The 11,268-nt window shown below is 68.1% G+C and carries 8 protein-coding genes; 7 read left to right on the top strand and 1 reads right to left on the bottom strand.

Annotation, left to right across the window (positions count from 1 at the left end):
* Nucleotides 1–87 precede the first annotated feature (87 nt).
* On the bottom strand, nucleotides 88–993 hold the full coding sequence (locus AB5Y72_RS15515; protein ID WP_209793716.1) for a 1,4-dihydroxy-2-naphthoate polyprenyltransferase: 906 nt from the start codon (nucleotides 991–993) through the stop codon (nucleotides 88–90).
* Between the two features lie 209 nt (nucleotides 994–1,202).
* Between AB5Y72_RS15515 and AB5Y72_RS15510 the strand changes: the two genes are divergently transcribed.
* From AB5Y72_RS15510 to AB5Y72_RS15480, 7 genes are all read left to right on the top strand, one after another.
* Nucleotides 1,203–2,534: an isochorismate synthase gene (locus tag AB5Y72_RS15510; protein WP_325783511.1), complete on the top strand. Its 1,332-nt coding sequence runs from the start codon at nucleotides 1,203–1,205 to the stop codon at nucleotides 2,532–2,534.
* 34 nt (nucleotides 2,535–2,568) lie between these two features.
* Nucleotides 2,569–4,302 carry a 2-succinyl-5-enolpyruvyl-6-hydroxy-3-cyclohexene-1-carboxylic-acid synthase gene (gene menD, locus AB5Y72_RS15505; protein ID WP_325783510.1) on the top strand — a complete coding sequence of 578 codons (1,734 nt, stop codon included), beginning with the start codon at nucleotides 2,569–2,571 and terminating at the stop codon, nucleotides 4,300–4,302.
* On the top strand, nucleotides 4,292–5,053 hold the full coding sequence (gene menH, locus AB5Y72_RS15500) for a 2-succinyl-6-hydroxy-2,4-cyclohexadiene-1-carboxylate synthase (RefSeq protein WP_325783509.1): 762 nt from the start codon (nucleotides 4,292–4,294) through the stop codon (nucleotides 5,051–5,053). Before menD ends, menH begins: the two co-directional genes overlap by 11 nt.
* Nucleotides 5,054–5,057: 4 nt before the next feature.
* Nucleotides 5,058–5,906, top strand: coding sequence for a 1,4-dihydroxy-2-naphthoyl-CoA synthase (menB, locus tag AB5Y72_RS15495; RefSeq protein WP_325783515.1), 849 nt, complete (start codon nucleotides 5,058–5,060; stop codon nucleotides 5,904–5,906).
* Nucleotides 5,906–6,835 (top strand): o-succinylbenzoate synthase, encoded by a 930-nt coding sequence (gene menC / locus AB5Y72_RS15490; RefSeq protein ID WP_325783508.1) that lies wholly within the window; start codon nucleotides 5,906–5,908, stop codon nucleotides 6,833–6,835. Before menB ends, menC begins: the two co-directional genes overlap by 1 nt.
* A complete protein-coding gene (menE, locus tag AB5Y72_RS15485; protein WP_325783507.1) occupies nucleotides 6,828–8,246 on the top strand; it encodes an o-succinylbenzoate--CoA ligase in 1,419 nt (472 codons plus the stop codon). The genes menC and menE overlap by 8 nt, the downstream gene beginning before the upstream one ends.
* A 177-nt stretch (nucleotides 8,247–8,423) precedes the next feature.
* Complete coding sequence (locus AB5Y72_RS15480) at nucleotides 8,424–11,168, top strand: collagenase (protein ID WP_325783506.1); 2,745 nt, start codon at nucleotides 8,424–8,426, stop codon at nucleotides 11,166–11,168.
* The last annotated feature ends 100 nt before the right edge of the window (nucleotides 11,169–11,268 follow it).

Here is an 11,268-nt window from a genome sequence, read left to right as displayed (position 1 = left end):
GAGGCGACATGGATGGGATTGAATTGGCAGGAAAAACTGGCGATGGCCCCACAAAAAAGGCCCCTTGCGGGGCCCTTCAGGCAGCCCTCAGGAAAGGGCGAGGCCGATGGAGAGCAGCAGGCTGTAGAGGAAGGCGCTGATGGCGGTCTTCTTGAGGGCGCCGGTCAACACCTCCCCATCGAAGCTCTGGCGCAGGGTGCGGGCGGCATCGGCGAGGGGCTTCATGGCGGGCAGGAAGATCCAGGGCCAGAGGCTCGCGGGCTGGGTCAGCAGGAAGGCGACGGTGGCCAGCAGCGCCGCCCCCAGCAGCCCCCAGTGATAGGCGATGGCGCGGTTGCGGCCGAGCCGCACCGCCAGGGTGATCTTGCCGCTGGCGGCGTCCGTCTCGATGTCGCGCACGTTGTTGATGTTGAGCACGGCGGTCGCCAGCAGGCCGCAGGCGGTGGCGGGCAGCAGCAGATCCCACTGCAGGGTGTGGGTGAACAGGTAGTAGGAGCCGAGCACCCCCAGCAGGCCGAAGAACAGGAACACCGAGATATCCCCGAAGCCGCGATAACCGTATGGAGTCTTGCCCACCGTGTAGGTGATGGCCGCGACGATGGCGGCGCCTCCCAGCAGGATGAAGGTCAGGATCTGCTGCCACGCCTCCCCGAAGGCGCAGGCCAGCAGGGCGAGCCCGCTCACCACGGCCGCCAGGGCGGTCAGCCCCATGGCCAGGCACATCTGGTGCCTGGTGATGAGGCCGGAGACCACGGCGCGTTGGGGCCCGATCCGCTCCCCGTTGTCGGCACCGGACACCGCATCCCCGTAGTCGTTGGCCAGGTTGGAGAGGATCTGCAGCAGGATGGCGGTCAGCAGGGAGAGGCCCATGATGGTGCCGTCGAAGGCCCCCCGGCTGGCTGCCAGCCCCGAGCCCAGCAGGATGGAGGAACACGCCAGGGGCAGAGTTCGCAAACGCGCCGCCAGCAACCAAACAGAGAAGGTATTTGTCATATTGTGATGGCCAAACGATCGGATATTGATCGTGTTAAGGGTTATCGAACCGGATTTCGGTATACTTGGCTCCGCGGGGGCTGGACTCCCTCGGGCAATTTACATGGAAGAATGGGCAGATAATATATAGGAAATCGTCGCCCTTTGGCATCAACCTGCGCCATCCTCCCCCAGAGTGATTGCGACAATCCGGCTCAGACAAGACATCCATGTTGGCTCAGACCCATCTCAAGCAACAACTGGACGCCCTGCGTCACAGCACTGTCAGCGGTTTCGTGCGCTTGCGCGTGGCGGCCAGCGTCGAGGCGTTCCCGGGCTGGCTGGCGGCGCAGGCGATCTACCCCCGGATCTATTGGCGCGCCAGAGGGGCCAGCCGCCCCGAATACGTGGCGCTCGGCGCCATCCACGAGCTGACCCGGCCGGAGGATATCCAGCGGGTCTGCGCGCTCGCCGGGGCGGACAGTGAAGACAGCCCCCGCTACTACGGCGGCCTGGCGTTCGACCCCACCCAGCCAGGCTGGGACGGCTTCGGCCCCTGCCGCTTCGTGCTGCCGCGCATCGAGCTGGTGCGCCGGGGGGAGTGCACCAGCCTCTGCCTCAACCTCTGGCTGCCCGCCCGGGAGCAGGAGCGCGAATTCGAAGCCGAGCTGCGGGCCGCCGAAGCGGCGCTCGATGCCCTGCAACCTGAGGCGCCCCTGCCCGCGCTGACCAAACAGCCCTGGCAGCGCCGGGATCTGCCGGGCCCGGCCCAGTGGCAAACCCTGGTGGGGCAGGTGACGGCCCCCGACTTCCAGGCCCACACCCCCAAGGTGGTGCTGTCGCGGGAGAGCCTGCTCGCCGGCGAGGAGAGCGGCTCCCCCCTCTGTCCCTGGTCCCTGCTGACCCAGTGGGCCCGCCATGCCCAGGAGTGTTTCCACTTCGGCTTCCAGTTTTCCCCCGAGCAGAGCTTCATCGCCTGCTCCCCCGAGCGTCTCTATCGCCGGGAGCGGGGCCACCTCTTCACCGAGGCGCTGGCGGGCACCATACGCCGCTCCGGCGACGAGGCGACCGACGCGGCCCTGGCCGCCGAGTTGCTGGCCGACAGCAAGAACCGGCTGGAGAACCGGCTGGTCCACGCGGACATCCTGAGCCGCCTGGCCCCGCTCACCACCCGGACCAGCCTGACCGAGCCGCGCATCCTCAAACTGCGGCTGCTGCAGCACCTCAAGTGCGACATCGAGGCCGAACTCCAGCCCGGCGTGTGCGACTGGCAACTGCTGGCCGCCCTGCACCCCACCCCCGCCGTGGGCGGGGCCCCCCGCGAGGCGGCGCTCGCCTTTATCCGCGAATATGAACCTTACCAGCGCGGCTGGTATGCCGGCGCCTGCGGCATGCTGAGCCGGGAGACCTCGGAGTTCTCCGTCGCCATTCGCAGCGCCCGCATCACGGCCCGGGGCATCAGCCTGTTTGCCGGCGCCGGCATAGTGGCGGGGTCGCAGCCGGCCGCCGAGTGGGCCGAGCTCGACAACAAGATCGCCAACGTGCTCTCCCTGCTGGGATAGCGTTTCTTCATCGTTTCCTCACTGCGAGAGCCTTATGCCCGCCAGCCAATTGCCTGAGCACCGCGCGTTTGCCAGCCAGCATGCCACCTTCAACCACGTCTGGTCTTCCCTCCTGCTGGAGGAGCTCTATCGGCTCGGCGTGCGGGACATCGCCCTCGCCTCGGGTTCGCGCTCGGCACCGCTCACCATGGCCGCCGCCGCCCACCCGGGCTTTCGCCGTCACCTGCACTTCGACGAGCGCGGCCTCGGCTTCATGGCGCTCGGGCTCGCCAAGGGCAGCGGCCGCCCGGTGGCAGTGATCATGACCTCGGGCACGGCGGTGGCGAACCTCTGGCCCGCGGTGGCCGAGGCCCAGCTCACCGGCGTGCCGCTCATCATCCTCTCCGCCGACCGCCCCCCCGAGCTCATCGACAACGGCGCCAACCAGGCCATCGACCAGCAGGGGATCTTCGGACGCTATCCCGTCCATCAGCAGAACCTGCCGAGCCCCACCCCCAGCATCCCGGCCGCCTTCGTGCTGAGCTCGGTGGATCAGGCCCTGGCCCGCCAGGCGCACACCCCTGGGCCGGTGCACTTCAACTGCATGTACCCCGAACCCCTCTATCCCGGCGAGGCGTACCTGGACTTTGCCGACTACCTGGCCCCCCTCGGCGACTGGCTCCACTCGGGCAAACCCTGGAGCCCCTGGCAGCTGGCCGAGGCCCCCTGCCCCCGCCAGCCGGACTGGGAGGAGCTCCAGGGCAAGCGCGGCGTCATTGTCGCGGGGCGCATCCAGGATCCCGCGCAAGGCAGGGCGGTGGCCGAGCTGGCCGAGCGGCTCGGCTGGCCGCTGCTGGCGGACCTGCAGAGCCAGATCCGCTTCGACGGCCGCAACCTGGTGCACGCGGATCTCGCCCTGCAAAACGGCGACTTCGTGACCGAGCTGGCCCGCGCCGAGGTGCTGCTGCAATTCGGCGCCCGCCTCATCTCCAAACGCCTCGGCCAGTTCATCAAACAGCACCCCTGGCAGGATTACTGGCTGGTGGACCCGCAGCCGGCGCGGCTCGATCCCGACTATCGGCTGCGCCGCCGCCTGGTGTGCACGCCCTCGGCCTTTGCCGCCGCCCACCCTCTGGGCCGGGAGTCGCATCCCTGGCACCAGCTGGCCGCGCACCAGCAGGGGATCAGCCAGCAGATCCGGGCCGCCTGCGATCGCTTCTCCGAGCTCGGGATCTGTCACCGTCTGAACCGGCTCATCCAGGGCCAGCTGTTCGTCGGCAACAGCATGCCGGCCCGGCTGATGGACATGCTGGGCGAGGCGGGCACGGGCCCCAACCGGGTGATGACCAACCGCGGCGCCTCCGGCATCGACGGCCTGATCGCCACGGCCTTCGGTTTCTCCCAGTGCAGCGACGAGCCCACCACGCTGCTGCTCGGGGATCTCAGCGCATTGCACGATCTCAACAGCCTGGCCCTGCTCGGCAAGGCGAGCCGCCCTCTGGTGGTGATCCTGCTCAACAACGACGGCGGCAGCATCTTCCGCATGCTGCCGGTGCCGACCCAGGACGCCCTGCTGGAGACCTACTACTGCCTGCCCCACGGCCTGCACTTCGAGCACGCCGCCGCCATGTTCGGCCTCGCCTACCGGGCGCCGACCACCCTGGACGAATTTGAACGAGACTACGCCGCGGCGCTGCAAAGCGGGACAACCCTGATTGAAATCAAGGTCCCGAGCAGTGAAGTCGCCGAGGATCTCAAGGCGCTGGGAGCCGCCATCCGTGGCCTCTGATCCCGTACCTCTGGTGCTGCTGCACGGCCTGCTGGGGGACGCCGAGGACTGGCGGCCCGTCATCCAGGCCCTGGCCGGCATCGAGTGCCACGCCCTGGATCTGCCGGGCCACGGTCGCAACCAGGCTGTGCGGGTGAGTGGCTTCGACGAGGCCCATCGCTGGCTCCGCGACGAGCTGGCCACGCGGGATATCACCCACTACCGGCTGGTGGGTTATTCGCTGGGGGGGCGGCTCGCGCTTCATCACGCCAGCCTGTCACCGACGGGGCTGCAGGCCCTGCTGCTGGAGAACTGCCATCCGGGCCTGCCGGAAGCCGAGCGGGCGGCCCGCCTCGTGCACGACGAGCTGTGGGCCAGCCGTTTCGAGCACGAGCCTCTGACCCGGGTGCTTGCCGACTGGTACCGCCAGGGCGTCTTCGCCGACCTGGACGAGGAGGCCCGCGCCCGCCAGGCCGCCCGCCGCCTTGGCAACGACGGGCAGGCCGTGGCCACCATGCTGCGGGCCACCTCCCTCGGCAGGCAGCCAGATCTCGCCCCCTGGCTCGGGGAGACCCGGCTGCCGGTGCACTGGGTCTCCGGCAACCGGGATCACAAATTCCATGCCCTCGCTTGCCAGTTGGTAAAGCAAGGCTGCAATATCAAACACTTGGCTCTGGATGGCGGGCACAACCTGCACGCCGGCCAGCCCGATACCTTTGCCCGGCTCCTGCGGGAGTGGGTCAACCAACCAGAAGAGAAGATCCATGATTGAAGCAATGACGGAAGCCGAGCTCTATGCCCCTGTCGAGTGGCGCGACTGCTCCGCCGGTTACGAAGACATCCTCTATCACAAGTCCCGGGATGGCATTGCCAAGATCACCATCAACCGCCCCCAGGTGCGCAACGCCTTCCGCCCCCGCACCGTGAAAGAGATGCTGCAGGCCCTGGCCGATGCCCGCTACGACGATCAGGTAGGCACCATCATCCTCACCGGCTTCGGCGAGCAGGCGTTCTGTGCCGGCGGCGACCAGAAGATCCGGGGCGACTACGGTGGATACCGCGATGACGAGGGCACCCACCACCTCAACGTGCTGGACTTCCAGCGCGACATCCGCACCTGCCCCAAACCCGTGGTGGCCATGGTGGCCGGCTACGCGGTCGGTGGCGGCCACGTGCTGCACATGATGTGCGACCTGACCATTGCCGCCGACAACGCCCAGTTCGGCCAGACCGGCCCCAAGGTCGGCTCCTTCGATGGCGGCTGGGGTGCCTCCTACATGGCGCGCATCGTCGGCCAGAAGAAGGCCAGGGAGATCTGGTTCCTGTGCCGTCTGTACGACGCCAAGCAGGCGCTCGACATGGGGCTGGTCAACACCGTCGTGCCGCTGGCGGAGCTGGAGCGTGAAACCGTGCGCTGGTGCCGCGAGATGCTGCAGCACAGCCCCATGGCGCTGCGCTGCCTGAAGGCCGCCCTGAACGCCGACTGCGACGGCCAGGCCGGCTTGCAGGAGCTGGCGGGCAATGCCACCATGCTGTTCTACATGACCGAAGAGGGTCAGGAAGGGCGCAACGCGTTCAACGAGAAACGCCGTCCCGACTTCTCCAAATACAAGCGGAATCCCTGATGACACTCGCCCTCTACCGCTACCAACTGCCCTTTACCCAGCCCCTGACCTTTCACGGCCAGGTGCAGGTGGCGCGCGAGGGCCTGCTGGTGCGCATCCATGACGGCTGGGGGGAGATAGCCCCCCTGCCCGGCTTCTCCAGAGAGACCCTGGCCGAGGCCCAGACCGACGCCCTCGACTGCCTGGCGCAGCTGGCCAGGGGCCAGGCCATGACGCCCCGGCTGCCCTCGGTGCAGTTCGGGCTCGACTGTGCCCGCCGGGCCTGGCCGGCCCAGACGGCCCCCCTGCCCGAGCCCTATCCGCTCATCCAGGGCTCTCCCCAGGAGCTGCTCAAGAACTGGAAGCAGTGGCTGCACGAGACCCCGCCCAAGGCCAAGCTGAAGGTGGCCCGCTACCCCATGCGGGACGAGCTGGCGCTGATCCGGTTGCTGCTCGACCGGCGACCCAACCTCAAGCTGGTGCTGGATGCGAACCAGGGCTGGACCCGTGAGGAGGCCTGGGCCTTCTGCGGCCACCTGGATCCGAACCGCATCGAGTACCTTGAAGATCTGTGCGCCGACTTCGAGGACATCGCCTTCGTCGCCAGCCGCACCGGCATGCCGGTGGCGCTGGACGAGCTGCTGGCCCAGGGCAAGACCTGGGAGCCCATCCCCCAGCTGCGCGCCCTGGTGCTCAAGCCCACCCTGCTCGGGTCCCTGGCCCACTGCGAGGCCCTGGTGACACGGGCCCGGGAGCTGAGGCTCAAGGTGATCGTCTCCTCCTGTTTCGAGTCCGGTGTCGGTCTCGGCCAGCTCGCCCGCCTCGCGGGGGAGTGGGCGCCGGATCAGGCCCCCGGCCTCGACACCCGCCGCTGGCTGGCCAGGGATCTGCTGGACAAGCAGGGCCAACCCGACCCCAGCCGGATGGAGCCCCTGTTCCACCGTGACTGACCGGAAGAGGCTGTCGCCTGAGCCTCACCCCGTCGAACCCTGCCCGGTACGCCACTGGGCCAGGGTAGCGCCCAGGCGGATCGCCATCCAGGGAGCCCCCCCCCTCGACTATCAAGAGCTCGATCGACGGCTCAACGGCCTGAGCGAGCAGCTGGCCCGGGCCGGATTGCAGCCGGGCGATCGCCTCGCCGCCGTGGTGCGCGGCGCCCTGGAGGATGTGCTGCTGGCCTGGGCCTGCGTGCGCAGCGGCCTGGTCTTCTGCCCCCTCAACCCCGCCTTTCCCCTGGCGAAACAGGCCGGGCTGGCACGCCAGCTCCGGGTGCAGGCCTGCTGGTCGGCGGGGGAGATCCCGACGGGCGACTGGCAAGCGCTCAGCCTCGACTTCGCCCATGAGCCGGCGACGGACGAAGGCGACTGCACGCTGGATCCTGCCCGACTCAGCAACATGATCCTCACCTCGGGCTCCAGCGGCACGCCCAAGGCGGTGGTACATCGGCTGGCGAACCATCTGGCCTCCGCCCGGGGCTCCGCCACCCTGATCCCCCTGGACGAGACCTGCGGCTGGCTGCTCTCCCTGCCGCTGTTTCACGTCGGCGGCTACGCCATCCTGTTCCGGGTCTTCCTGGCGGGGGCCGCCCTGGTGCTGGACGATCGCAGCCAGCCGCTCAAGGCGCGGCTGGAGCGCCAGCCCATCACCCACCTCTCCCTGGTGCCGACCCAGCTCTGGCGGCTGCTGGCGGCGGGGTTCGAGCCATCGCGCACCCGGGTGCGCGAACTGCTGCTCGGCGGCGCCGCCATCCCGGCCCCCCTGGTGAGCCGGCTGACCGCCATGGGGCTGGTGCCCAAGGTGAGCTATGGCCTCTCGGAGATGGGCAGCCAGGTCTGTACCGGTCAGCCCTGCGCCGCCGGCGTGGTGGGCCGTCCGCTGCCGGGACGGGAGATCTGCATCCGCCAGGGGGAGATCTGCGTGCGCGGCGACACCCTGTTTGCGGGCTATTTCCAGGAGGGCGAGCTGGTGCGACCGCTGGACGAGGCGGGCTGGTTCCACACCCGGGACAAGGGACGCCTCACCGCCGAGGGCGAGCTGGTGGTGGAGGGGCGGCTCGACAACCTCTTCATCTCGGGGGGCGAGAACATCCAGCCCGAGGCCATAGAGCAGCGGCTGGTGGACCACCCCGCCGTGGCCCAGGCCCTGGTGGTGCCGGTGCCGAGCGAGGAGTGGGGGCAGAGGCCCGCCGCCTTTATCGACTGGCACGGCGAACCTGTTCCTCCTGCCGAGCTCGCCGCCTGGATCAGGCTGTCGTTACCCGGCTTTATGGTGCCGGATCGCTGGCTGCCCTGGCCGGATCTCGGCGGCAACCTCAAACCCTCCCGCACCCTGCTCGCCCGGCGCCTGCGGCAAGACAACTGACGCCGCCCCCCATATGGGGCTGAGCCCTTGCTATCAACACAGCCCCTTTTGGGGCTGTTTTTGTGCTGTTTGCTCCCGAACGCAGGATTCTGCCTCGCCATCTGGCACATTGATATTCTTTTGGAGCCCAATACCCTGTCTGGTCCCCACGCCCATCCATCCACCAAAGGGATCACGATGAACCACCTCTCTCCCCGGCTGCTGCTCCTGGCAGCCCCCTGCCTGCTCGCCACCTCGGCGCAGGCCAACTACTCCTCCGACTGGCAACAGTACCAACTCAAGGGGGAATCCAGCCGCCAGCTGGGGGATCGCCTCACCGAAGTGACCTACGAGCTGAGCGCCCGCAGTGGCGGCGCCCCCTATCAGCAGTTGAGGGTGTATCGCCGCTTCGACTGGCGCGATGCCAACCTGGCTGCACTGGCAGAGCGGCAGTGCGGCGAGCCGCAGCTCAGGATCGAGCAGGGCTGGCAGATCCGCTATCTCAGCTGTGAGGAGGTGGTGCCGGCCGGCAAGGCCGTCCCGGCCAGCAGCTACGACTATGGCTACGGCATGAAGCAGGGCCGCTGGGAGCCGCTGGCAGGCACCCCGACCGCGCCGCGTCAGGATCGCCTGCCGCTGGCGGAGCGGGTCATCCTGGGTCACAGCGAGCAGGAGCTGGATCGCTGCGAGCTCAACGCCGAAGGTCGCTGCGCCGAGCTGGCATGGCAGTACCAACCGCAAAACTGGCAGCAGTTGAAGGTGCTGGAAGAGACCCCCAATGAACGGGATGGCCGCCTCGAGCAGATCTTCTTCCGCCTGCAGCCCATCGCGGGCAGCCAGGCCGCCAAGCAGGTGAGCGAGCTGCACGTCTGGCGCCAGTACACCTGGTTGCTGGACGAGATCAAGGCCCAGCAGGAGTGCGATGAACCCCAGACCCGTCAGGAAGGGGACAAGACCATCAGCTACCGGGTGTGCCGTCAGACCCTGCCAGCCGGCAGCGAGGTGCAGGTGGTCTTGAAGGACACCGGCTATCAATACCCGGTGGGGGGCAGCGAATGGCAGACCCTGCCGGAGACGACCGAGTGGCAGGAGAGCCGGGTACTCAATCGCCCCATGGTGCTGGCCAGCAAGGAAGAGCAGCTCGACTGTCGCCGTGCCGACGGCCGCGCCTGCTCCGAGCCGGATCTGCCGGGCACCGAGCTGCTGGACGCCGAAGCGGCCAGGATAGTGCAGGATGCCAGTGGCCAGCCCGCGCCGGTCTGGCAGGAGAACTATGGTCACGATGACACCAAGCTGCTGGCCGTGTCGCGCGGCATCCAGAGCCTGCTGGCGGCCAATCAGCCGGCCCATCCGGCCATGAAGCTGCTGCTGGAATACGTGCGTGCCCACAACTACCACAACTACGGCAAGCACAAGGAAGACGGCCCGGCCGCCGCCGAGGCGCTGGCCGAGGCATTGACGGCGCTGGGCGCCCATCCGCTGCTCTTCCCGGAGCAGGCCAGCGACGAGGTAGGTGCCGTCATGGGTGCCTGGAGCATCGCCCTGCACGGCCAGTTCAGGAGCCCGGCGGTGCAGAGCCGGTTCGGCACCCTGCTCGGCGAGTTCAACCAGATGCTGGCCTATAGCACCCGCCATGCCAGCGAGATCAACGGCCGGCACCCCTGGGCGACCGGCCTGTTCGATCTGCTCAACTTCCTCGACTTCGCCAGCGACCATAGCGACCCCTTCGCCAACGACTTCCGCCAGCAGGATGGCGAGCTGCGCAAGCAGCTGCACGCCCTCGGCATGAGCGAGCTCGCGCTGTGGCAAGGAAGGGATGGCAAGGATCTGTTCCTGCTCAACAACGTGCTGGATGCCTACACCCGCCTCTACCGGGTCGCCCGCTATACCCGCCCGGACGAGCTCGACGGCTATCGCAAACTGCTGGATGACTCCGTCATCGCGCTGGTTCGCCACCACGACCTGATCCCCGGCGGTCAGCAGAGCCAGGATCTGCTGGAAGACATGTCGCTGACCCTCTCCACCTACTACCTGACCTACACGGACCGCACCGGCGAAGCCTGCATCAGCGGTGACTTCGCCGGCCTCTGCACCCCTGTCCGGGTGGAGGACGTGCTGCCGTTCGAGCACACCTGCTCGCCGACCCTGCGCCTGCGGGCCCAGGATCTGACCCTGGATCAGGCCGAGGGGATCTGCCGTGAACTGGGCGCCGAAGAGCAGCGGTTCCATCAGCAGATGGAGACCGGTTGGCAGCCGGTGGCGGACGATCACAACGAGGCGCTGGAACTGGTGATCTTCGACTCCTCCGCCGACTGGAAACGCTACGGCAGCGCCCTGTTCGGCGGCGTCTCCACCGACAACGGCGGCATCTACCTCGAAGGGGATCCGGCTCGCCCCGGCAACCAGGCCCGCTTCTTCGCCTACGAGGCGGAGTGGAAGCGCCCCGCCTTCCAGGTGTGGAACCTGCGCCACGAGTACGTGCACTACCTGGACGGCCGCTTCAACCAGTACGGCAGCTTCGGCCACTACCCCCTCAACCGCACCACCTGGTGGTCGGAAGGGCTGGCGGAGTTCATCGCCCACGGCCAGTGCTTCGCCCGCGGTCTGGACAACGTCGCCGGCCGTCCTGCCAGCGATCGTCCGGCCCTGGCCGACATCCTGCACCTGGATTACGACAAGGGCGGCGAGATGGTCTACTCCTGGTCCTACACGGTGCACCGCTTCCTCAGCGAGACCGGTCGCGGCGCCAGCTGGCTGGCCATGGCCCGGGCCCTGCGAGGCCCGGATCAGCAGCAGGCGATGAGCGCCTTCGAAGCCGAGCTGGATGCGCTGATCGCAAGCGACAGCGAGGCCTACCAGCAGTGGCTCGCTCGCGATCTGCTGCCCTGGTGGGAGGCCAACAAGGACTCTGACGAGTGCAAGGCCAACGACTCTGCCCACTGAGGACGAGACGGGGATGACAAGGGGCGGCCATGACCGCCCCTTCTTATGAACGATGTTAATCGGCTCAGGATCAAGCAGTTAGCCGACCTCTCCCTGCGAC

Origin of the sequence: Aeromonas sp. R7-4 (genome assembly GCF_040908055.1) — a bacterium.
Classification (GTDB): Bacteria; Pseudomonadota; Gammaproteobacteria; order Enterobacterales; family Aeromonadaceae; genus Aeromonas; species Aeromonas sanarellii.
The sequence above is the reverse complement of the archived record's forward strand: the minus strand, read 5'-3'. Positions and strand labels throughout refer to the sequence as shown.

Excerpts from the sequence above, each read along its gene's own strand:
- AB5Y72_RS15515 (WP_209793716.1), bottom strand. The coding sequence starts at position 993 with ATGACAAATACCTTCTCTGTTTGGTTGCTGGCGGCGCGTTTGCGAACT.
- AB5Y72_RS15510 (WP_325783511.1), top strand. The coding sequence starts at position 1,203 with ATGTTGGCTCAGACCCATCTCAAGCAACAACTGGACGCCCTGCGTCAC.
- menD (WP_325783510.1), top strand. The coding sequence starts at position 2,569 with ATGCCCGCCAGCCAATTGCCTGAGCACCGCGCGTTTGCCAGCCAGCAT.
- menB (WP_325783515.1), top strand. The coding sequence starts at position 5,058 with ATGACGGAAGCCGAGCTCTATGCCCCTGTCGAGTGGCGCGACTGCTCC.
- menC (WP_325783508.1), top strand. The coding sequence starts at position 5,906 with ATGACACTCGCCCTCTACCGCTACCAACTGCCCTTTACCCAGCCCCTG.
- AB5Y72_RS15480 (WP_325783506.1), top strand. The coding sequence starts at position 8,424 with ATGAACCACCTCTCTCCCCGGCTGCTGCTCCTGGCAGCCCCCTGCCTG.